Annotated in this window: 20 protein-coding genes; 4 read left to right on the top strand and 16 right to left on the bottom strand. The window is 39.7% G+C overall.

The genetic code is table 11. The annotated features are described in order from the left end of the window. Positions 1 to 62 precede the first annotated feature (62 nt). The 11 genes from DBR43_RS03590 to DBR43_RS03545 form a co-directional block, all read right to left on the bottom strand. Positions 63 to 665, bottom strand: a complete 603-nt coding sequence (locus tag DBR43_RS03590) for an RNA polymerase sigma factor (protein WP_124577973.1) — start codon at positions 663 to 665, stop codon at positions 63 to 65. Positions 666 to 1,569: 904 nt separating this feature from the next. Further along, complete coding sequence (locus tag DBR43_RS03585; protein ID WP_124577971.1) at positions 1,570 to 2,193, bottom strand: 2,3-bisphosphoglycerate-dependent phosphoglycerate mutase; 624 nt, start codon at positions 2,191 to 2,193, stop codon at positions 1,570 to 1,572. A 5-nt stretch (positions 2,194 to 2,198) separates the two neighbouring features. Next, positions 2,199 to 3,536, bottom strand: a complete 1,338-nt coding sequence (locus DBR43_RS03580) for a dihydroorotase (protein ID WP_124577969.1) — start codon at positions 3,534 to 3,536, stop codon at positions 2,199 to 2,201. Between the two features lie 23 nt (positions 3,537 to 3,559). Further along, a complete protein-coding gene (gene map / locus DBR43_RS03575; RefSeq protein WP_124577968.1) occupies positions 3,560 to 4,324 on the bottom strand; it encodes a type I methionyl aminopeptidase in 765 nt (254 codons plus the stop codon). 1 nt (position 4,325) lies between these two features. Beyond that, positions 4,326 to 4,982, bottom strand: a complete 657-nt coding sequence (locus tag DBR43_RS03570; protein WP_158622417.1) for a YceI family protein — start codon at positions 4,980 to 4,982, stop codon at positions 4,326 to 4,328. Next, positions 4,975 to 6,450: a leucyl aminopeptidase family protein gene (locus tag DBR43_RS03565; protein ID WP_199756948.1), complete on the bottom strand. Its 1,476-nt coding sequence runs from the start codon at positions 6,448 to 6,450 to the stop codon at positions 4,975 to 4,977. Before DBR43_RS03565 ends, DBR43_RS03570 begins: the two co-directional genes overlap by 8 nt. Next, positions 6,437 to 7,033, bottom strand: a complete 597-nt coding sequence (locus DBR43_RS03560; RefSeq protein WP_199757006.1) for a peroxiredoxin — start codon at positions 7,031 to 7,033, stop codon at positions 6,437 to 6,439. Before DBR43_RS03560 ends, DBR43_RS03565 begins: the two co-directional genes overlap by 14 nt. A gap of 50 nt (positions 7,034 to 7,083) precedes the next feature. After that, positions 7,084 to 7,560: a tetratricopeptide repeat protein gene (locus DBR43_RS03555; protein ID WP_124577962.1), complete on the bottom strand. Its 477-nt coding sequence runs from the start codon at positions 7,558 to 7,560 to the stop codon at positions 7,084 to 7,086. Between the two features lie 7 nt (positions 7,561 to 7,567). Then, on the bottom strand, positions 7,568 to 8,167 hold the full coding sequence (locus DBR43_RS03550) for a superoxide dismutase (RefSeq protein WP_233602845.1): 600 nt from the start codon (positions 8,165 to 8,167) through the stop codon (positions 7,568 to 7,570). Between the two features lie 35 nt (positions 8,168 to 8,202). Further along, positions 8,203 to 8,367, bottom strand: coding sequence for a hypothetical protein (locus DBR43_RS33160; protein ID WP_199756947.1), 165 nt, complete (start codon positions 8,365 to 8,367; stop codon positions 8,203 to 8,205). Positions 8,368 to 8,388: 21 nt separating this feature from the next. Further along, positions 8,389 to 9,021 carry a hypothetical protein gene (locus DBR43_RS03545; RefSeq protein WP_124577960.1) on the bottom strand — a complete coding sequence of 211 codons (633 nt, stop codon included), beginning with the start codon at positions 9,019 to 9,021 and terminating at the stop codon, positions 8,389 to 8,391. Positions 9,022 to 9,368: 347 nt separating this feature from the next. On the opposite strand from DBR43_RS03545, the gene DBR43_RS03540 reads away from it, so the two are divergent. The 4 genes from DBR43_RS03540 to hemH are packed head-to-tail and all read left to right on the top strand — an operon-like array spanning position 9,369 to position 13,630. After that, the gene (locus tag DBR43_RS03540; RefSeq protein WP_124577958.1) at positions 9,369 to 10,898 is read left to right on the top strand and encodes a catalase; all 1,530 of its coding nucleotides are present in this window, start codon (positions 9,369 to 9,371) and stop codon (positions 10,896 to 10,898) included. Beyond that, complete coding sequence (locus DBR43_RS03535; RefSeq protein WP_124577956.1) at positions 10,867 to 11,928, top strand: hypothetical protein; 1,062 nt, start codon at positions 10,867 to 10,869, stop codon at positions 11,926 to 11,928. Before DBR43_RS03540 ends, DBR43_RS03535 begins: the two co-directional genes overlap by 32 nt. 45 nt (positions 11,929 to 11,973) lie before the next feature. Next, the gene (locus tag DBR43_RS03530; RefSeq protein WP_124577954.1) at positions 11,974 to 12,489 is read left to right on the top strand and encodes an ankyrin repeat domain-containing protein; all 516 of its coding nucleotides are present in this window, start codon (positions 11,974 to 11,976) and stop codon (positions 12,487 to 12,489) included. 55 nt (positions 12,490 to 12,544) lie between these two features. After that, positions 12,545 to 13,630, top strand: a complete 1,086-nt coding sequence (gene hemH / locus DBR43_RS03525; protein WP_124580427.1) for a ferrochelatase — start codon at positions 12,545 to 12,547, stop codon at positions 13,628 to 13,630. Between the two features lie 10 nt (positions 13,631 to 13,640). Here the strand turns inward: hemH and DBR43_RS03520 are convergent, their stop codons facing one another. From DBR43_RS03520 to DBR43_RS03500, 5 genes are all read right to left on the bottom strand, one after another. After that, complete coding sequence (locus DBR43_RS03520) at positions 13,641 to 14,597, bottom strand: hydrogen peroxide-inducible genes activator (protein ID WP_124577952.1); 957 nt, start codon at positions 14,595 to 14,597, stop codon at positions 13,641 to 13,643. A 141-nt stretch (positions 14,598 to 14,738) separates the two neighbouring features. Beyond that, positions 14,739 to 16,976, bottom strand: a complete 2,238-nt coding sequence (locus DBR43_RS03515) for a Gldg family protein (RefSeq protein ID WP_124577950.1) — start codon at positions 16,974 to 16,976, stop codon at positions 14,739 to 14,741. Continuing rightward, positions 16,976 to 19,183 carry a Gldg family protein gene (locus tag DBR43_RS03510; protein ID WP_124577948.1) on the bottom strand — a complete coding sequence of 736 codons (2,208 nt, stop codon included), beginning with the start codon at positions 19,181 to 19,183 and terminating at the stop codon, positions 16,976 to 16,978. The genes DBR43_RS03515 and DBR43_RS03510 overlap by 1 nt, the downstream gene beginning before the upstream one ends. Then, the gene (locus tag DBR43_RS03505; RefSeq protein WP_124577946.1) at positions 19,176 to 20,117 is read right to left on the bottom strand and encodes an ABC transporter ATP-binding protein; all 942 of its coding nucleotides are present in this window, start codon (positions 20,115 to 20,117) and stop codon (positions 19,176 to 19,178) included. The genes DBR43_RS03510 and DBR43_RS03505 overlap by 8 nt, the downstream gene beginning before the upstream one ends. A gap of 99 nt (positions 20,118 to 20,216) precedes the next feature. Beyond that, the gene (locus DBR43_RS03500; RefSeq protein WP_199756946.1) at positions 20,217 to 21,677 is read right to left on the bottom strand and encodes a RagB/SusD family nutrient uptake outer membrane protein; all 1,461 of its coding nucleotides are present in this window, start codon (positions 21,675 to 21,677) and stop codon (positions 20,217 to 20,219) included. Positions 21,678 to 21,689: the final 12 nt, after the last annotated feature.

Raw genomic sequence — 21,689 nt, 5'->3', positions numbered from 1 at the left:
TTTTACAGCTATATAGTGCAACACGAGGGCTGAAAGTACTTCAAGAAAATGTTATGTAATTGTTAATTTAATGTTAACACAATTAGGATGGTAAAAAATGATTTACTGACATCAGGATGTTTGTCATGTAAAACAACTTTTAAACGCCTCAAGGCTTCAGTATTGTTGTTTTTTACCGTTTGCTCAGCCAAACCTAAAGCTTCTGCTATTTCATATATGGTATAATTCTCAGCACGTAAAGTAAAGATCTTTCGCATATTTTCCGGGAATTTACCAATTGCATCTTCCAATGTTTGTTTTACATCATTAGCTACCAGAACGTCAATGATGGTTTCTTCCATTTCTTCCATCCTCAAAAACAAATGATTAATAGCCTCTTTATGAATGTCTTCCCGACTCAACCACCTGATGATTTTATATTTTAAAGCTGTACGGAGATAACTTTGAAGTGATGTCCTGATCTCAAGTGTATGCCGGCGCTCCCAGATATTCGTAAAAATATCCTGTACCATATCCTCTGCTTCCGACTGATTACCCAAACGGCGATAAGCCAGTTTATAAAGATCATGCCAATACCTGTTAAACAGTTTTTCGAATGCACCGGATTGATCGGTTCTTAGCTCCTCCAACAATTTTGAATCGAATACAGGTAATTCCGTTTCCATATATTAACTATTGCAAAGTTAAGAAGCTATCTTCCTAATGCAATATAATGCTTTTGTTAAATTCTAAACATTTATCACTTGCAAATACTTAGCGCCATGTATTGCATTTTACTAATGATATATCCAGAACCTAGAAATTTCGTCTTTCATAGCGGAAATTATTCCGGCTAAAGGATTGGAATTGTCAAATGTGGAGTAGTTTAAAACTGTACCGACACAAGGAAAAGGCTATCAACATGAATATATAGTTTATTTTAAGATAAAGGTTCTCGAAAGTTACCATAGTGTATATTGGGGCTCTTCCTCAGAAGCCGAACACATTAAAAATCTAGCCAATTGGTTATGAAAGCGCTCTAGACCAATTTATTCAGAACCCCGGAGGAGTTGCGCAAAGTCCCCTTAATCATAGCTTATGGTTGGAGACTGTAAACTGAACTCTGTCAATCTATCTTACTAGTTCGACAGTTCAGTTTACAGTCTTGACAATCTGTTTCATGGCTATTTTGACCTCGAAAAGATTAAATACATATCGACGACATATCCAGTAAACATTCAAAACCATTAGGTTTTATACATTTTTCTGAATTTTAACTTTTCTTGCTGGCGTTCCAAGATTAATCTTGTGATCGTTGTGCCTGCACTTTCTGCATAGGAGTTTTCAGCTAAGGCTTGCTTTATCTGTTTCTCGCTGATATCTATGCAATATAAAATAGATAGTAAACGATTAAAATCGCTAGTTATAATGTCTTCGATAGACCATCAGTTTGGTCCCACGTCCCTGATGTTGACTCTGTCCAGAGGCACTTCGGTGGCCCAAGCACCAGCCAGGAAGGTCGAATAAAGCACCTCTGCCATTTCGATATTATCAGTGTGATGTAAATTTATTTTCAATATGTTTAGCCTTTTAGTTTTTTGATCTGGATACTGATTTTGTAATGGAAAACAAACGATTCTCATCCAGATTATAAATTTCTGGAATTCCGGTTGGCAGTTCTTTCTTGAGAATTTCCTCTGGGCTTAGATTCTCCAGAAACATTATCAGTGCTCTCATGCTGTTTCCATGTGCTACAATAACAATGTTGTTCCCTGTTTTAAGTAGGGGGAGGATATTATCCAGAAAATAAGGAATGACTCTGTTATAGGTGTCTTTTAAGCTTTCTCCACCTGGCGGAGCAATATCGTAGGATCTTCTCCAGATGTGTACTTGTTCTTCACCGTATTTCTCTGCTGTATCAGCTTTGTTTAAGCCTTCTAGATCTCCATAACACCTTTCATTAAGTGCTTTATCTTTGATGATTGGTAATGTTTCAAGCCCGAGCTTTTGCAGGATAATATCAAGTGTGTGTTGTGCTCTTAAGAGTGTTGAGGTAAACGCAATGTCTATTTTTATATCTCTAAGCAGAATTCCAGCATTCTGAGCTTCTGCTTTTCCTTTTTCGGTGATATCTACGTCCTGCCAGCCAGTAAACCGGTTTTCCAGATTCCATAATGATTGTCCGTGCCTTACTAAAATTAGTTTCGATGTCATACTGTTTATTCTTTATTGACCAATGTCAGAGGCATTCCTTTATTGCCTTCATTGAAATGTCCGTTATCATAAAGGAGATTACCGTTTACAAATGTGTGTGTGATTTTGGTGTGAAATTTTGTTCCATGTAGTGGAGACCAGCCACATTTGTATAGGATGTTTTCCACTCCAACTGTCCAGTTTGAGTTTAAGTCTACAATTACCATGTCTGCATAATAGCCCTCGCGTATAAATCCTCTTTTTTCAATTCCATAGAGGATAGCTACATTATGGCACATTTTTTCTACTATCTTTTCTAATGATATTTTTCCCAACTTATGAAGTTCAAGCATGATATTTAAAGAATGCTGTACCATTGGCCCCCCCGATGGTGCTTTGAAATACGATTGCTTTTTTTCTTCCAACGTATGGGGGGCATGATCGGTAGTGATGATATCAATTCTGTCATCTAATAAAGCCTGTAAAAGCCCGATTCGATCCTTTTCGGATTTTATAGCCGGATTCCATTTAATCAATGATCCCAACCGATCATAGTCTTGGTCAGAAAACCAAAGGTGCTGAACGGAAACTTCAGTAGTAATCTTTTTACTACTAAGAGGGATGTCGTTTCGGAATAAATTGGTTTCCACTTCGGTTGATAAATGTAGGATGTGGAGCCTGGTACCAAATTTTACCGCCATGTCGATCATTTTTTTGCTGGCTGCATAACAAGCGGCGTCGCTACGAATGATAGGATGATACCTCATTGGTATATGCTCTCCATACTGTTTTCTTAGTGCTTTTTCATTTTCATCAATGATTTGCTCATCCTCGGCATGTACAGCAATAATGGATTTAGACTCCTTGAAGAGTTTGTACATGACGTCAGGACGATCAGCCAGTAGGTTTCCCTTTTTGGTAAAATATAGACCATCATCCGAAAGACCGATAAATCCTGAGGTATCCATTCCAAGCAACCGATCGATATTATCTGCATTAACGCCCATGAAAAAGGAGTAATTTGCTAAAGATTTTTCTGATGCTAGTTTATATTTATCATGCAGGTTTTCAATGGTCAGTACATTGGGGATAGTATTTGGCATGTCAATAAAGGAAGTAACGCCTCCTGCCACTGCAGCTCGACTTTCTGTATAAAGATCTCCCTTATGGGTAGGTCCAGGCTCTCTGAAATGAACCTGACCATCGATAATACCAGGGAACAGGTACTTTCCAGTTCCGTTTATAACGGTTTCATTAGCAGTAGGATCCATTTCGCCGATTTTGTGAATTAATCCGTTCTTGATGGAAACGTCCGCTATGATAATTTTACCTTCATTGACGATAGAAACCTTTTTTATAATCATATTTGTCTGTTTGTTCGTCTGTGTTAATCCCAGATTCCGTTCATTTCCGTTAAGATGATTGGTAACCCATCGGTAACAACTATCGTATGTTCATGCTGGGCTACATAACCGCCTTTATTGCCAACCATTGTCCAGCCATCATTTAATGCAATGGCAATAGTTGATCCAGTGGAAATAAAGGTTTCAATCGCTACTGTGGTGTTTTTTCTGAACCTTGTTAGATTACGTCTGTCACGATAGTTGGCAATGCCTTTTGGTTCTTCATGCAGGCTTCTTCCCACACCGTGACCAGTGAGGTTCTTAATTACTTTATATCCATTTCTTTTAGCTTCGGTTTCGATTAGGTATCCTACATCGGAAATCCGCACCCCTCCTCGTATATGAAGGAGGGCTTTTTGCAAAATTTGCCTGGAAGTATTGATCAGGTGCTGGTGACCATTAATATCTTCACCCAAAACAAATGAGCTTCCGTTGTCAGACCAAAAACCATCTAACTCAGCTGAAACATCTATATTAATGAGATCGCCTTCTTTCATTATCTTTTTTTCATGCGGGACACCGTGTGCAATTTCATTGTTTATAGAAATACAGGTACAGCCAGGGAATTTATAGGTTAATTCAGGTGCCGATCTGGCGCCAAAATCTTGTAAGAGTTGCGCACCAAAATTGTCCAGTTGTTTGGTGCTCATCCCAGGTTGGACATAATTTCTCATTTCCAAAAGCGTTAAAGCAACGGCTTTACTGGCAGCTCGCATCCCTTCTAATTCATAATCTTGTGTAATTGACATATTAGTTGTGAATTTGTCGCTTATCAGAAAATAGTACGGTTCCCACAACTTCAACTTCATCCCAGATCTTACTAATCCCATCAGCACCCTTGTGCTGCTCAAAACATACAGCGTTTAATGCCGCTAATGCTTTTACCGCATTGAAGTCGAGCAGTTGAATGCTGGCTTTTAACTTTAGCCTGTTGTTTTTAAAGCTGGTCTCCAGAGGTACCTCTTTTGCAATTCCATTGATTTTCAGGTACAGGTAAGGAATGTCATTTTTATAATGTAGTGTACCTGATATCACTTCCGGATTTTTCATTGCCCCAAAGAAAATAGTTTTAAGTCTGAGGTCCCGGATTTCATTGTTTGAAAATATGTTCGATACCGAAATGGTAAAAAAGGATCCATTTAAAACCTGTTTCAGACTTTGTCCATCCTTTATTCCTTTCAATTCGATATTAGTGAATGTTCCCTTTACCGCTATCTTGGAGGTTGTTTTAAAAGCTGTCCAATGAACTTTTACCGAATCATAAACTACATATAAATTTTTGCTTGTGAGCGCAGGAGGGGGTTGACTAGTGTTATTACTCTGGTTGCAACCTATTGCAATAGCAGCGTACATCAATATACCAGTCGAGTGTAAGAAGTTTCCTGAATAGCAGTTGCTTTTAGTCATGCTCATTGGTTTTTTTAATCTCAATTTCTTCTTTTATTTGCTGTTTGGTAAATTCATACAAAAGTCTAACACCAGAGGCAGTGCCACCAGATTGTTTATACCCTATATGTTTTTTGATATATGCGGCGCCCGCGATGTCCAGGTGTATCCAGTCATAGGATGTGAAATGTTCGAGGAACTTACTCGCTGTACTTGCACCCCCGATCGGCCCGCCGATATTTCTGAGATCGGCAGTTTCACTGTTCAATAGTTCACCAAACTCTTTCCATAAAGGCAACTGAAATAGCCGCTCATGAACGGCTTCCCCTGATTGTTTTAGTTTATCCATTTTTTGTTGGTGATTACCTGCCATCGCAATTCCATAGTAACCAGTAATCGCTGCTGCAGCCCCTGTTAATGTCGCAATATCAATCACCAGCTCCGGATCAAATCGTCTGGCGTAAGTAAGCGCATCAGCTAACACCAGCCGCCCTTCTGCATCGGTGTTTTGTATTTCAACGGTTGTACCATCCATCATGGTAATAATGTCATCGACAACCAGGGCACTGGCGCTTATTTTATTATCTGTTGCAGGGATAAGCCCTACAACGTAATAGGGGAGTTTATTCGATGCAATAGCAGCAATGATTCCCAAAACAGCAGCACCTCCGGCCATATCACATTTCATGGTTACCATCGACCCACCTGTTTTGAGGGAATACCCGCCAGTATCAAACATGATGCCTTTGCCAACCAGTACTAATGGCCTAACGTTAACAGCGTTGGCTGGACGATATTCAAGTACATTAAATGTGGGAGGAGTTTCGGACCCTTTGTTCACGGCTAGCAGGCCACCCATTCTGAGTTGGATTATCTCTTGTTCATGCAAGATTTCGGTTTCAAAACCAAATTCTTTGCCCGCTTGAACGATAACTTCAGAAAGCTTTAAGGCATCCAGATGATTGAGCGGTTCATTGACTAGATTCTTAGTCAAGGTAATGGCCTCGTTCAATAAATGCAATTCCTGCAGTTCTGCTCCGGGAAAGACAGACCCGCTCACATAAATTAGTATTTTATCCTGTTTAAGATTTTCTTTATGCTTGCTAAAGCAGTAGCTTGCCAAGAGAAGTCCTTCAAATAAGGCACGACGGTTTTCTAATGATAAGGTTCTTAGTTCTTTAAGTTGTGCAAATGATATGCGTTCTTTTTTCAGGATTTTATAAAGTGAAGCGCCAATTAATCGCCAGGTTTCGACTTCTTTTTCTGACGAAATAACGAAGATAGTTTTATGCGCTCCAAGTGTTGTCAACACATCATACCCTGGACTTTCCAGGATATGATGTGTTTTTTCTGAAAAAGAAGCCGGAAACGAATAATTATCCAACTGTTCACAAGATGAGATAATCATGATGAACGTGGTATTCTTAGCAATTAAGCCCCTTTCGGATGCATGGATAAGTTTTATTTTTAAAGGACTATCCTGCAGCATGTTTTTCCAGTTTAGCTGTTAAAGTTTTTTCTCCCGGAGTCCATCCGCAAGCTGTTAATTCTTCTGTCTGTAAGGCATCAAGTACGCGGAGGACTTCGTCGACATTTCGTCCTACATTCATTGGATAGATGCTTACCCACTGAATAATTCCAGATGGATCTACAATAAAAGTTGCCCGGTATGGAACCCTTTCCTCAGTATCTAATATTCCCATCTCTGAAGCCAGAGATTTTGAGGTGTCCGCAAGCATAGGAATGCTTAGATTAGTCAACCCTGGGTTGGTCTGTCTCCACCCTTGGTGTACGTATTCCGAATCTGTAGAGGCGCCGACTACTGTTGCGTTCCGTTGAGAAAATTCCGCTGTATTTCGGTCGAAATCAATAATTTCAGTAGGACATACAAATGTAAAATCCTTAGGCCACCAAAAAAGAATCATCCATTTACCATTGGCCGAAGCGTAATTCTGATCAATGTCAATGATGTCCATATTGTTTCCTATAGTCATAATTGCCTTTTTACAAAATTTTGGCAATTTTTCGCCAATACTAATTGGTCTTTGACGGTCATTGTTATTCTGATTCATCATCAGTGTTTTAATTGAATTGCACATAGTTTTCTTGTTGTTATGTTAATTTATTTTAGTATTGTTGGGTGTTTTTTCAAAAGTGATAATACATCATTGTATAATGTTTCCACGAGTTGTTTGTCAAGATTGTTTTCGTCAATAAAGCTGGCATATGTCGTTAGCGCTCGTTTTAGTTCACGTTGTACTTCATTTATATCTATATCGCGTTCGAAAAGATGTACCAGGAAATAAATTGCACGTTTAAACAACTTTTCTGCGTTTTCTTTTTGTGCGAGCTCCAAATACGTATTCGCTAAATTGTAGCAGGAAAGCAGATATACCTGTATATATGGTATTCCCGTTGTAGAACAAGTCTCAAGATTATTATTCAGAATTTCAGATTGGTATAAGGCATCCTTATAACCCAGTAGAGCATCGGAAAACAACCTTTGGCTGAACAAATCATTAGAATCCGTGATCTTTGTTGTCCAGATTTTTTCGATACTTTTAACGAAGGTTTCATTCATTTTTTCTACTTTATTCAATAGTAATCTATAACAGGTTTTTATTGGCAAATTCCCAATTAATTACTTCCCAGAAGCCGTCAATGAACTTGTTGCGCGCATTACGGTAATCGATGTAATAGGCATGTTCCCAAACGTCTAAAGTGAGGATTGGAGTTTTATTTTCTGTCAGAGGAGTATAGGCATCTTTCAGTGGAAGTATTTCCAATTTACCAGAGGCATCCTGAGCGAGCCATGCCCAACCTGCCCCAAATAGTTTAAGTGCGGTGGTTGAGAACTGATCTTTAAAGTTTTCGAAACTGCCAAAGTCTCTTTGAATTAATTGACTTATATCTCCATGCGGCTTTTTACCACCATCAGGGGATAGGCAATGCCAAAAGAAACTGTGATTCCAATGTTGTGCGGCATTATTGAATAACGGAGCATTATTGTTATTAAAACTATCTGTGATGATCTGTGCTAATTCTAACTCGGCTAATGGCGAGTCTTTTACAAGTCCGTCCAGATTATTAACGTAAGTGGCATGATGTTTTTCGTAGTGGTAATCAAAGGTTTCTTCAGTAATTATAGGAATCAGGGCTGTTTTGTCGTATGGCAGCGCCGGCAGTTTTAGTGTGATGTTCATCATTATATGTTTTTTTGTTTTTTAATTAATGATCAGGTCTAGCGTGTTTTAATTTTTAAAACCTTAATTGCACGTTTGAGTTCGCCAATGTTTTTCATGTTTTTTGTTGCTTGTTTCATGTTTTTACGCATCTGTTCTTCTTCATGAAGTACACGTTCCAAAGCTTTTTTCTCGTTCTCTAATAGCTGAATGACATATTCCATGGTTAAATTTTAGTAGATGGTTTATGGAAGGGGATTTGTGTTTAATTCTTTTATAGCGCTGAGGACTAGTTTCAGTTCCTTTGGCAATAACACTCCGCTGCGCCTGAAAACTATTCGGTATTTTTGGTCAAACAATACCCATGTAGGATAGCTCAATCCCTCTTTTGGATCACCAAGGGCAATAGCTAGTTCATGTACTCCTGTTTTTGGTCCATTACTTAGGGATCCGTAGATCTTCCCATTAAACGAAATAGGTTCTGTTTTTTCTGCGTTTAGTATAACATGGTAAAATGTTTCTTTTGCAGATTGGAATTCGTGATGATTTTTGAGTAGTGCCTTTTGCATTCCACAGTACTTACACCAATCGTTAGCTATCAGAAACAATATAGGCTTTGGATGGACGAGCATACTATCTGCCAATGCGGTAGGCGCTATTGGTGTCTTTGCCTGAGCTCGAGCTGGAGTTTTGGCTTCCTGTTCAGTCGAAGGCTTGGTTAGGGAGTCTTTTTTAAAGCCGTAAAGATCGAAAGTGGTATATCTAAATGCTGCTTCAATGTTATCACTAATGCTGGATTTAATGATTTTTTTTTGAGCGAAACCCGATAGGGTGATTAAGCTAAAGGTGAATATTAATAGCAATATGTTCTTCATCATTTTTTGTATTTTCAATACAAAAGTACAAAAGTTAGATTAGTCTAAAAATTAATTTGCTATAAATCTAAATTATAATTTAGTTTAATCTAATTTGTTTGCGAATCAGATCTTATTAGGTCTTATAAAAAGGGATGATCAAGAATGGAATAATGCAATCTTGAAATGTTGTTAAGTGATTGATTTGTAGTGTTTTGATTTTTGTTTTATTGCCGGGTGGCATAGTGTTTAGCAGATCCTAAATCATAGTAATGCAATTTTATGATAACTTTTCTCTATGTACTCATTAAACGAAACGATTGGTTTTAGAAGATAGGCCGATCTAACTTTGGCACATAAATTTCAAAATTATGAATAAAAAGATTCCATTACTTCTTTCGTCTTTCTGCGTATCCATTTTTACTTATGCACAGCAAAAGACGCTAACTACGAACGCTGGCGCTCCTGTTGGCAATAATCAAAACTCAAAAACAATTGGGAACAATGGACCTGTGTTGCTGGAAGACCTACACTTAATTGAAAAACTAGCATCCTTTGATAGGGAACGGATTCCGGAAAGGGTAGTTCATGCCAGAGGAGCTGGAGCATATGGTGTTTTTACAAGTGCAGCTGACTTTTCTGCTTACACAAAAGCATCGTTATTCTCTGTAAAGGGAAAGACAACGCCTGTTTTTACCCGATTCTCAACTGTGATCCATGGCAGTGGTTCTCCCGAAACGGTTCGTGATCCGCGTGGATTCGCTGTGAAATTTTATACCGAGGAGGGTAATTATGACATTGTGGGGAACAACCTTCCTGTATTTTTTATCCGTGATGCAATCAAATTTCCAGACATGGTTCATTCGCTGAAGCCGTCTCCTATTACAAACAGGCAAGATCCAAATCGATTTTTCGATTTCTTTTCTCACATACCGGAGGCTACTCACATGTTGACCCGTGTATATACAAGCTTGGGAATTCCAGCCAACTATCGGCAGATGGACGGATCAAGTGTACATGCTTTCAAATGGGTAAACGGAAAAGGGCAAATAACTTATGTGAAATATACCTGGAAATCTATGCAGGAAGTTAAAGGTCTGACAGCTGAACAAGCAAGTATGGTGCAGGCTAAAGACTTCCAGCATGCAACGAACGACCTTTATGAACATATCAAAACCGGTAATTTCCCGTCCTGGCAGCTTTACGTACAAATGATTAAGCCAGAGGACATGGATAAACTGGATTTCAATCCACTTGATGCTACGAAGATCTGGCCTGAGAAAGACGCGAAAAGCATATTGGTTGGTTCTATGATCTTAAATAAGATGCCAGAGAATTTTTTTGACGAGGTTGAGCAGTCCGCGTTTTCTCCGGGTGATCTGGTACCAGGGATAGAAGCATCGGAAGATAAGCTTCTTCAAGGGCGCTTGTTTTCCTACTTTGATACACAGCGTTACCGCGTGGGGTCAAATTTCCAGACATTGCCTGTAAATGCTCCGAAATCGCCTGTTCGTTCCTACAATCAAGATGGTACGGCGAGCAACCGTAAAAAGACTTCTGATATCAATTATCAGCCAAGTTTATCCGATCAGGAATACACGGATAATGACAGTTACAGACCTTCTTCAACGATCTATAACCCCGGGGCTATTGTTCAGCATAATATAGACAAAACTGAGAATTTCAAACAGGCGGGAGATTTTTACAGGTCACTTTCAGAAACTGATAAATTAGAACTGATCAACAATCTTACTGGCGACTTACAAGTTGTCACCAATAGAGTTATTGTACTAAAAATGGTGGGCCATTTTTACAAAGCGGATACAGATTTTGGCAAGAGACTTGCCTCAAGACTCAAAATTTCAAGGGATGAGGCAGAATCATTGGTTACAGTCCAATAGTGCTGACGTTAAGAACCGGAGAGGGGCATCCTCTCTGGTTTATCAGACTATGAAAATAAGCATTGCTACTCTTAACTATAAAAAAGTACAAGTTTCTGTACGTTCCGGTTTTCAATTCGATAAAAAAGAGATAATTGAAATATATGGCCGTTTGAGACATAAAATTGGATTGAACTGTCTTGTGATATTATCTACCTGTAACCGTACAGAGATTTATCTGGACCATACTAACGCTCTTAGCGTTTATGAGGTTCTGGATGATATTCAGAAATACAAGAATACAAACCTGCAAAAAGACCAGTTTACATTTATAGAAGATAATTATAATGCAGTAAGATACATGATGGAGGTAGCAAATGGTCTTCAGTCAATGGCTTATGGTGATAAGCAGGTGTATTCGCAGATTAAAGAAGCCTTTTTGATTAGTCAGAAATGTCAAGTTATGACTGGAACGATGGAGCGGATATTTCAGGCAATTTCCAGAACGCACAAAAGGGTGGTCAATGAAACAACGTATCACCAGGGGTCCCAATCTATAAGCCATCTTGCTGTCAGTGCAGTTAAAAAGAAATTTAAACTTAGAAATATACCGGTACTTGTGATCGGTGCCGGCGAGATCGCAACTGATCTCCTAAAGTATCTTTTCTCGATGAATTTTTCTAACGTAACAGTGATAAACAGAACTTCCCATAAGGCGGTGTCGCTTGCCCTGAAATATAACTTTCAGTTCGCAGACTATGTGTTAAATTCGGATTTCCTGATGCAATTTTCCGTCATTATATCCTGTGCAGGGTCGAGGAATCTCATCAATATCCGTGACCATAGTCTTTTCAATCAGACATTTTTTATTGATTTAACTACAAATCAGAGCATTTCAGCTCTTGATGAGGGCACCGAGATGATCACACTCGATCATTTAAACCTGCTAAGGGAAAGTAATTCAAGTGTGCAATGTGAAGCTATTGGACAAGTCAGTTCGATCATCATCCAGGAATCAAGCACTTTTTTTCAATGGGCACGCGAACGATAAAATTTAATTAAATAAAGACGGACCGGAAAGACGGTTGTACCAATCATGAAATACCTAATACTCACTATTATGCTGGTTTTTTGCAAAACAGCAACTTCATTTTCCCAGGATATTTTTAGCGCAGCACGCAATAACGATACAGTAGGACTTGTTCATTTTTTAAATTCGGGAAATAAGATAGACACAACAGATTCAAGAGGTTCTACACCTTTGATAATAGCGGTTTACAATGGAAACCTGGAAGCTGCAAAACTTTTATTAGAACATGGTGCGGCAGTCGATGCCCAGGATCGTTCGGGCAATACTGCAATGCAGGGCGCATGTTTCAGAGGATATTTGGAAATAGTCATCTTATTACACGCTTATAAAGCTGATCTCAACCTCGTGAATCACAACGGAGCCACGGCATTGATTTTTAGCTCAACTTTTGGCCATGAAAAGATTGTGAGGTTCCTGCTGAAGAAAGGAGCCGATAAAAATCTGCGAGATAGAAGAGGCAAAAATGCATTAGATTATGCGCTTAACCAGGAAAATCATGAAATAGCTAACTTGTTGAAATAGATGTAAGTATGTTTTTCTGCCTTTGAAATCAAATATGAAGAAAAGAAATAATCATATGAAAAAAATAGGAGTTTTACTTGTGAATCTGGGGACCCCAGACAGTCCGTCTACACTTGATGTGAGTAGGTATCTGAAAGAATTTTTAATGGATCCACGTGTAATTGATGTCAATGCACTTTGGCGAAGCCTATTGGTGAAGGGGGCAATTGTTCCTTTCAGGTCGGCTAAATCGGCTAGATATTATCGTAGGATTTGGGACCAACATACAGGATCACCGTTAAAGCATTATAGCATTTTGCAACGGGAAGCCTTGCAGCAGCGACTGGGAGACAGTTATATGGTAGAAATGGCCATGCGTTATCAAAATCCCTCTATAGAGGAGGCATTAAAAAAATTTCGGAATGCATTGGTTAGCGAAATACGTGTTATTGCTTTATTTCCGCAGTATTCCTCTGCGAGCACAGGTTCCGTGTATGAAAAAGTGATGAAGCTTGTGGCCGATTGGGAGACCATACCTCAGTTGTCTTTCGTACAATCTTTCCATGCCAATGATTTGATGATCGAGGCATTTGCAGAAAAAGGAAGAGTTCATGTACCTGCAAGCTATGATCATGTGTTGTTTAGTTTTCATGGTTTACCTGAACGACAGCTAAGAAAATGTGATCAGACCAAGGGGTACTGTCTTCAGAAAAATGGATGCTGCAGTGGTTTAAATAACATCAATAAGTTTTGTTATGCAGCGCAATCGCATGATACCGCAAGGCTAATTGCTTTAAAGCTCAATTTGCCTAAAGAAAAATATACCGTTAGTTTCCAGTCACGTCTGGGGAATATACCCTGGGTACGTCCTTACACCAGTGATATAATCAGGGAATTAGCTGCGGCAGGGAAAAAACGCGTATTGGTGTTTTGCCCAGCTTTCGTCGCTGATTGCTTGGAGACGCTTCACGAAATCAGTGTGGAATATGCAGAGGAGTTCAAAACTTATGGTGGAGAACATCTGCAACTAGTGGAGAGTCTAAATGATTCACCCATTTGGATCGATGCATTATTAGGGCTGGTATCAGAAAGTACACCGGAATTTACTCCTGAAGTTTTAGATGTTGCCTGTGTTGAAGAACAAATAAATATGGGAAGTTGATTCAGCTAAGTTATTGTTGATATTGTGGTTTGGATATTGGAATGGTATTACTGTCTGTATTGTTCCTGATATTATCAGGAAGACAAGCTCTGATCTCTTCGGTAAGTATGGATATCAATTTTTTCTTGATATAGTCCCGGTGTACTACTATACTGACTTCTCTCATAGGTTCCGGTTCCTGGAAATGACGGACACGACCTAACTGTTCCGTGTTCATATCAATTGTGGCTAGTTCAGGAATGATTGTTATACCATCGTTTGTATCTATCATTCTTCTGAGGGTTTCAATACTACCGGATTCATAGATGAGCTTCACCTGATCCTGAGCTGAATATTTCAGTGCACAAATGTTCATAATCTGACTTCTGAAGCAATGCCCTTCTTCTAGTAACCATAGTTTTTTAGGATCAATATCTGAAGGTGCAATGCAGGATTTTCCATCCGAAATGTGCTTTTTGGATACGTAGGCCAGTAATTTTTCATAAAATAACGGAAATTCCTTTATCCCTGCTTCCTGTAAAGGTGTAACGAGAATTCCGATGTCAATTTTTCCACTACGCAAATTGGCAATAATCATTTCAGTAGTGAGCTCGCTCATGATCAGTTTTACACCAGGGTACCTATCGGTGAAGGACTGTATAAATAAGGGAAGCAGATATGGGGCCAATGTTGGAATGACCCCAATCTTTAATTGGCCAGCTATTACCCCTAATCTAATCTGTACCATCTGATCTAGAATCTCCATTTCCGCAAGAACCTTTCTCGCTTGTTCAATTACTTCAGTACCCAATTGAGTAGGTACAACAGGCTGTTTACTTCGATCGAAGAGTTTAGCGCCTAACTCATCCTCAGCTTTTTGAACCTGCATGCTTAATGTTGGCTGAGAAACAAAAGTTTTTTCCGCCGCTGTGCCAAAGTGACGGTAGGTGTCAATAGCGACTATGTATTTTAGCTGTGTTAACGTCATTTTAGAAGTATGTTTTTATTGAACTATTTATTTAGGCAAATCTAAATTAAATATTAGGTATTTCTAAATCAATTCTGGTATTTGCTCTAGCTCGGTGATTTTTATGACACTATTATAATTAATGAATTGTAAAATAAGTTTTTAACGTCTTTTTCTCAGTGTCAAAATACCTGCTCCGAATGCCAGTATCAGACCAGGAGCTACCCATACCATGAGCATTTTTAACAGAGAGATTGATTCATTGCTTGCCAATACTCTGTTGTCCGGTGCTTCGGGTCTGCGCGTATCAATTGGTAATTTGCCATCGCTAAACCATTTGAAAATTCCCGTCATTAAATTAAAATTTGCTGCTTGCTCTCTTTGTAATCCAATGTTGCTCATAAAATCTGCGTCACCGGATACAATGATACGTTGTTCTTTGTCTTTCTGTTTTCTGGTCATTGCCATCATCAGCGGCAGGCTACCTTTTTCAATATCATTTTTATCCAATGTTGCTGTTACTGGACTAACTAATACAGATTCCGCTTTGAAATCACTACCTGGCAGAGTTTTAATTGCGGCAGATCCATTCATAACGACTGCTGCATTGAATGTCTTCAGGAATTTGAAGTTGCTGTCTATCATATCAGCATGGTCTGCGAACTTTCCAAAGATTAGATCCGGAGCATAGTCTGAAGTTTGATTTACCACCGCACTATCGCTAATTGTTAAACCAACAGCAGCCAGAATAGGGTTAAGTAGCATTCTTTTCCCGGGCTCTGCCGCAATAAACATATTCCCACCAGCTTTTAGGTAAGTTAATATTTTCCGTTGTGTCTCTATGCTTAAGGGAACACTGGGATCTGCCAGCACAAGAGCTGCAAGATCTTCGGGAATATTGGCCGTTCTTAGATCCAGATTAAAAATGTCAAATCCCTGATTTACCAGTGATTTTCTGAAATCTTTCTGAGTCACTACATTATAGTCTTTGTCGCCTCCTTTGTAAATGTCTCTTTCCTTGTGGCCTGTCATAAAGGCGATTCTAGGCGCGTCAGTAATCAACCGGCTGATTGCTGCTGTAATTTCTGCTTCTCCAGCGTAGCGTTCCGGATCACCAAAAAAGCGGAGAAATGTTGATTTTCCATTATATTCTAGCCTCCTGATTAGTTTATTATCCTCATCTTTGAGATTGACTAATTTTCTAATCTTTACCGGGGGAAGGAAATCAGTAATATCCAGATCTAACGTTTCGGCGAACTTGCTAGCGCTGGCCTCAAGATCATCGTCTGGACCTTTAACAAAGTTACGGGAAGTGCCTTTATCGGATGAATAGTCATAATAGTAGACATAACGATGCTGAAATCCTGGAATAAGTCGTTGATAGTCTAATAGCTGTTCTGAATCCGAATTGCGGTTTGCCGGTAAGCCGATATCCAGGTTTCCACTTAACAGGTTCACATAAGTCGTGACTCGGAAAGGCCCTCGAATCTGTTCGACAATCTTTAGGCTGTTGGGGGTGAGTGTCAGTGACTTTGTTACGGTCATATCCTTGTAAAAGACTAGTGATGGCCTGGATGTTAAATACCCGATTCCGATTACAACAGTAAATAAGAGCGCATATTTTCCGGTGACGAATATGATGGATTTGAATTCACGCTCTGACTCCAAACGAAAGATGCTGAGGCATAGAAAAAGAATGATAATCAATATAAAGTAGATCACATCTTTAGTGGAAAGAAGACCTGTAATCATCAGGTAGGTTCTTCCTGAAATGGAAAGAACACTGGTCAGATCACGAATAAAGTCAATTTCCTGTCCTACAGTGCCGATGAAATTTAATGCGGCGAAAGCCGCCAGGGTGCAGACTGCGGCTACTACCTGGTAATTTGTCAGGCAGGAGAGAAAAAGTCCGATGGCCACATATGTACAAAGCAGTAAATAAATAGACAACAAGCCGGGAATCAATAACGGGATATCCATCGATTTAATGGTGAAAAATCCTATGAGACAATATACAAACAGGATTAGTAGCATTAGTATGCCATAACTCATCATTGCAAGATATTTTCCCAGGATGATCTCCTTTATTTTTACAGGGGCTGACTGTAGTAGCTTTATCGATCCGCTACTGGTTTCTCTACTCATCAAACCCATTGTCAGTAGGGGCATATACAGGTACAAATGTGCCGCAACGTTGCTGAAAAGTCCCTTGGAGAACACTTCCCCTGTGATCATAGAGGTCTTCTCTATTCCCATGGCCAGGTTAGCTCGGTACATTTCAAGAGCCTGGAGAAAACTAAAAGCTGATTGCCCTGCGAATATAGCAAGTGAGAGCCAAGCAATTGGTGAGTAAAACAAACTTTTGAGTTCTGCTTGTGCGATTTTATATATCTTATTCATTATTTTCTTTTTCGGTTGGTTAACATATAGGTGCCATATGCAATCAATAGCGCAGGAAGTATCCAGACAATAGAGAGTTTAAGGATTGTGAGGGTTTTACGGCTAACCTTAATTTGAGTATCCTTTGCCTCAGGTCTGTCAATATCAACAGGGAATTCTCCCATCGTTAACCAGCTGAAGAGCTGCCGTCCTAAAAATGGCGTGCCATTACTTCGACGCATCAGTCCTGCATTGCTAATAAAGTCTGCATCTCCACTCACCAGAATACGTTGTTCTTTATGGCCCAGTTTTCTGCGAACTGCAACCATAAGTGGCATTTGATCCGCCGGATTATTCATTATAGTATCAGTGATAACACCCCTGATACTTTTTACATTCAATTCCGCTACCCCGGGCATGGCAACACTAGCATTAAACGCCGCTAATTTGGGCAGAATAGTATCTATGGCATACGAGCCTGGAGCGAACTTAGCGGAAATAATTTCCGGGGAAGCATTTGTGGTATCTATGACTTTTACAGCTTTCATAGCAATACCAACGGACTGCAAAACTGGATTGATTAAGTCCTGCCTTCCCGGTTCGCCGGCAATAATCATATGGCCACCCCTGGAGATATATTCTTCAATCTTTTTCTGTTCAGTGTGCAATAAAGGAGCTTCAGGGTCAATTAAAACCAATATTGTTGTCTTTTCCGGGATAGTAGATTTCTTTAAATCGACTTCTGCCAAATCAAATCCGCAGTTGATCAAAGCACTCCTGTAGTCCTTACGGCTAAAAAATGTTGCATATCCTTTGTCACCCAGTTTATAAGGGCTACGTTCAGAATTTGACTTTATAAAAGTAATGAGTGGGGGGGGGATGAGCAGGCGTTGCAGTGCATTAGCCATTTCCTGCTCTGTGGGGATAATAATCATGTCGCTGTAGAAACGAAGAAAGGTGTACTTTCCATTGTAGCTCAAACGTCTGATTAGTCTATTGTCTTCTCCACTAAGATCTATTTGTTTTTTGATTTCCGATGGCATCAGAAATTTTTTGATGTCGAGTTGCATTGAATCTGCCATACGCTTGGCCCCCTTAGATAAGTCAACTCCGGGGCCTTTGATGAAATTCCGTGAAATTCCGGGGGCAGAAGAATAGTCATAGTAATATACATAGCTCATCTTAAGCCCAGGAATGAATCGTCTGAACCCTTCAACAGACTCAAGATCTTGGTTCCTTGATTCAGGCATGCCATATTGAAACTGGCTGCTGAGTAGGTTTACATAAGTGACGATATTTAATTCTCCTTTGATTTGCTTGGCTATTCTCTGGCTATTTAATGAGATAGTCCTTACTTTGTTCGTAGTCATATCTTTATAATAAATAAATGCTGGTCTGGCGGCTGTATACCCCAGCAGCAATACGGTTAGGATAATGACAATGTATTTACCGGCTACATAGTAAGGATGTTTTCGCTCTAAAAAGGATTGAAGTCGAAAAAGGCTGAAACAAAGAAATAAGGTTATAATCAGCAAATAGTATAAGATATCCCTGCTTGTCAGCATACCGCCGATCATGATGCTTGATTTGGATGATATGGACAAAAAGCTGGTAATGTCTCTCAAGATATCTGTCCCTTGCCAAACCCTCCCGATATATTGCAGTCCTCCCAGAGCCACAAGCGTACCAATCGCTGCAACTACCTGATAGGAGGTAAGAGTAGACAGGAATAGTCCAATCGCTGAAAAGGTACACATGAGCAGGAATAATCCCATGAGTCCGGAGATAATCAAGGTATAATCGATGTCTTTAATCGCGATAAAGCCCGCTAGTACATAACACAACAATAAGGATATCAATAGCAGTGAATAGATTACCATTGCCAGATATTTTCCGATAATGATCTCTCTGATCTTTACGGGAGAAGATAATAAGAGTTTAATCGAGCCGCTACTGGTTTCACGACTCATCAGTCCCATAGTTAATAATGGAAAATACAGATAAAGATGGTCCTGAGCTTTAGTAAAAAGACCGAAGATTCCACTAAAGACTTCTGCAGTGATCATGGAGATGTTATCGCCTAATAGCAACTGTTTCCTTAAAGAACCAAGCAGTTCAAAAAAATTGATCCCATTATGAACAGTAAATATAACCAGCACCAGCCATGCGATTGGGGAATAGAATAAGACTTTCAATTCTGCTCCGGCAATTTTAACGATTTTAGTCATGGTGTCGGGATTTAGCTTTGTTGGATAGCTGGGCAAATATTTCTTCCATTGAGCTCTTCTCAAGTATGAGTTCTGTCAGATGCCAGCCCTGCTGAACGCTCTGCTCTACAATTTTTTCAGAAATCGGGTAGTTTGGTTTAAATCTTATCCTAAGGTTTTGCTCTGAAATCCATTCTACAGATGATACCCCGGGAATCCTCATTAATTCGTCGGTGGTTGGCGGATTTAGCATATTAACGAGCATTGCATCTGGTTGGATGTAATTGTTAAAAGCTTCTATAGTATCAGCAAATACCATTTTCCCTTTTTCGATCATTCTTATCTTTTTACAGGTAGCTTGAACCTCGGAAAGAATATGGGTAGAGAAAATGACTGACCTTTCTTCGGCTATCTCTTTAATAAGGTTACGGACTTCCAAAATTTGGTTTGGGTCAAGTCCGTTGGTAGGTTCGTCCAGTACAACCAGTTTTGGCTTATGGATGATGGCTTGTGCAATACCTACGCGCTGGCGATAACCTCCAGAGAGGTTACTGAGTAGTCTTTTGCTAAAATGTGTCACGCCACATTTTTCCTTTACTTCATCTACCGCTTTTCGGACGTTCTTTTTGTCAATGTCTCGCAAGTATGCGCAATAGTTCAGGTATTCATCTACTGTAAAGTCATAATATAAAGGTGCATTTTGAGGAAGAAAGCCTAACAAGCGTTTTGTTAATTCCGGGTTTTTCGCCAGATCCATCCCATCGATCAATACTTTGCCCGAAGTTTGTTTCAGTACCCCACAAAGGATGTTCATTGTGGTGGATTTTCCTGCTCCGTTGGATCCGAGCAGGCCCAATACTCCAACTTCGTCAATTTCAAAATTAATATCCTGAATTGCCCAGTCTTTGCCATATCGGTGTGACAGATGTTCAATCTTTACTAAACTTTTATTCATTTTTTCTTTGGGTTTATTATAAAATTTAAAACATACCTGTCTCATCACCTTCTAGATTTTCTTCCGGATAGATGAGACAGGTATTGAGCGTTATCAGGTCTAGGGATTATTAGGCATACCCGAATTGGCGTCAATAATTGGCTGCGGAATCCTCAACACCAGTCTGTTTGGCTGATCCAGCGTAAATGTTTCCGTTGCCCCATCTACAGCATACACCCGGTGTGTGAAGACCTGCCCGGCAAAATCAGGATCTACCGATTGTCTGCGCATATCAAACCAACGATAGCCTTCTTCGGCATATTCCCTGATTCGTTCATCAAATATGAAGCGGAGCAAGGCGGAACGGTTAGTTGAAATCGGGGATGGCACTGTAGAATCGATAACTGGCATCCTGTGTTTACGAAACGCCTCCAAAATTGCCACTGCACCTGGGAGGTCGTTCAGTTTTGCGCGGCATTCTGCTAAAAGCATATATACATCAGGTAATTCCAGGCCGAAACGAGAGTATCTTACATATTTACGCAGTCTGCCGCCGGGATTAACCGAACCGTTGGGGTTTCTGTTAGTGTAAAACTTCAACCGCAGATCAGATGCACCAAATAGGGCAGCTACTTCCGGCTTAATAACCATTCCAATGTTTCCATAACTTGCACTGTTGAAATTGGGAAAGGTCTTAAACAACACTGATTCTGTATAATCGTTAATGTTGGTGAGCGGTCCGGCAGGACCTAAATTACCGATTGGCAGAAAGGATCCACCTGGAGCAAGTTCTATATTATAATCGTAAAGACGAGGTCCGTTTGTCTGGGAAGCAATTGTGCTCATAGCCGCATTTAATTGCGTCAAAGCATCTGTATTTTTACCCATAAAAAGATATACTTTTCCAAGCAATCCTTCACCAGCAGCTTTTGACACCCTGGTGCGGACTCCATTTTGGATTGGAAGATCAGGGATTGCAGTGACCAGATCTTTAACAATAAAGTCGTATACTGCCTTAACCGTGCTTCTGTCGAACGAATTTTGATTGATGTCGTCCTTGATGATCAGAGGAAAGCCTGGATCCTGTGCCGCTGTTGCTGCATCATATGGTTTACCATAAAAGTTAATCAGTTGAAAGTAAATCCATGCTCTGGTTACAAGAGCCTGTGCGTATACGGATTTTTTTTGTGGCACATTTCCCTCTGCCCCCATTACTTCATTGATAATAGAATTACACGTATACAAGTTCCGTAAAAACTCCCTTAAATCGCCGCCGATCACCAGGGGGTCATAGATTACAGGTTCCCATTTAAATGAACGTCTTACGATCGGTTGGGTAGAGTTAAAGTAGAGTCCTTCGGCCGCCAATTCATCCCCCAGCAGCATGGGGATATGCCAGCCCGACTGAATTCCATAATTGTAAAACGTATTGTTGTTTAATAATAATTGATAATCATCTGCCGTAGAGGCAATCAGGTTTCCTTTAGGAACAATCTCGATAAAATCTTTTTTACAAGAAATCAGAAGAGTAATCAGCAATATATAGGTAGCCTTTAATTTAATAGAGTTGTACATTTTCATCTTATTAAATGT

Origin of the sequence: Pedobacter sp. KBW06, assembly GCF_003852525.1 — a bacterium.
Classification (GTDB): domain Bacteria; phylum Bacteroidota; class Bacteroidia; order Sphingobacteriales; family Sphingobacteriaceae; genus Pedobacter.
The sequence above is the reverse complement of the archived record's forward strand: the minus strand, read 5'-3'. Positions and strand labels throughout refer to the sequence as shown.

Coding starts and splice junctions, on each gene's coding strand:
- DBR43_RS03520 (WP_124577952.1), bottom strand. CDS start 14,597: ATGACGTTAACACAGCTAAAATACATAGTCGCTATTGACACCTACCGT.
- DBR43_RS33160 (WP_199756947.1), bottom strand. CDS start 8,367: ATGGAATATGTCATTCAGCTATTAGAGAACGAGAAAAAAGCTTTGGAA.
- DBR43_RS03560 (WP_199757006.1), bottom strand. CDS start 7,033: ATGAATCAGAATAACAATGACCGTCAAAGACCAATTAGTATTGGCGAA.
- DBR43_RS03580 (WP_124577969.1), bottom strand. CDS start 3,536: ATGATTATAAAAAAGGTTTCTATCGTCAATGAAGGTAAAATTATCATA.
- hemH (WP_124580427.1), top strand. CDS start 12,545: ATGAAAAAAATAGGAGTTTTACTTGTGAATCTGGGGACCCCAGACAGT.
- DBR43_RS03550 (WP_233602845.1), bottom strand. CDS start 8,167: ATGATGAACATCACACTAAAACTGCCGGCGCTGCCATACGACAAAACA.
- DBR43_RS03585 (WP_124577971.1), bottom strand. CDS start 2,193: ATGACATCGAAACTAATTTTAGTAAGGCACGGACAATCATTATGGAAT.
- DBR43_RS03590 (WP_124577973.1), bottom strand. CDS start 665: ATGGAAACGGAATTACCTGTATTCGATTCAAAATTGTTGGAGGAGCTA.
- map (WP_124577968.1), bottom strand. CDS start 4,324: ATGTCAATTACACAAGATTATGAATTAGAAGGGATGCGAGCTGCCAGT.
- DBR43_RS03505 (WP_124577946.1), bottom strand. CDS start 20,117: ATGAATAAAAGTTTAGTAAAGATTGAACATCTGTCACACCGATATGGC.
- DBR43_RS03540 (WP_124577958.1), top strand. CDS start 9,369: ATGAATAAAAAGATTCCATTACTTCTTTCGTCTTTCTGCGTATCCATT.
- DBR43_RS03535 (WP_124577956.1), top strand. CDS start 10,867: ATGAGGCAGAATCATTGGTTACAGTCCAATAGTGCTGACGTTAAGAAC.
- DBR43_RS03545 (WP_124577960.1), bottom strand. CDS start 9,021: ATGATGAAGAACATATTGCTATTAATATTCACCTTTAGCTTAATCACC.
- DBR43_RS03500 (WP_199756946.1), bottom strand. CDS start 21,677: ATGAAAATGTACAACTCTATTAAATTAAAGGCTACCTATATATTGCTG.
- DBR43_RS03510 (WP_124577948.1), bottom strand. CDS start 19,183: ATGACTAAAATCGTTAAAATTGCCGGAGCAGAATTGAAAGTCTTATTC.
- DBR43_RS03570 (WP_158622417.1), bottom strand. CDS start 4,982: ATGACTAAAAGCAACTGCTATTCAGGAAACTTCTTACACTCGACTGGT.
- DBR43_RS03530 (WP_124577954.1), top strand. CDS start 11,974: ATGAAATACCTAATACTCACTATTATGCTGGTTTTTTGCAAAACAGCA.
- DBR43_RS03565 (WP_199756948.1), bottom strand. CDS start 6,450: ATGCTGCAGGATAGTCCTTTAAAAATAAAACTTATCCATGCATCCGAA.
- DBR43_RS03515 (WP_124577950.1), bottom strand. CDS start 16,976: ATGAATAAGATATATAAAATCGCACAAGCAGAACTCAAAAGTTTGTTT.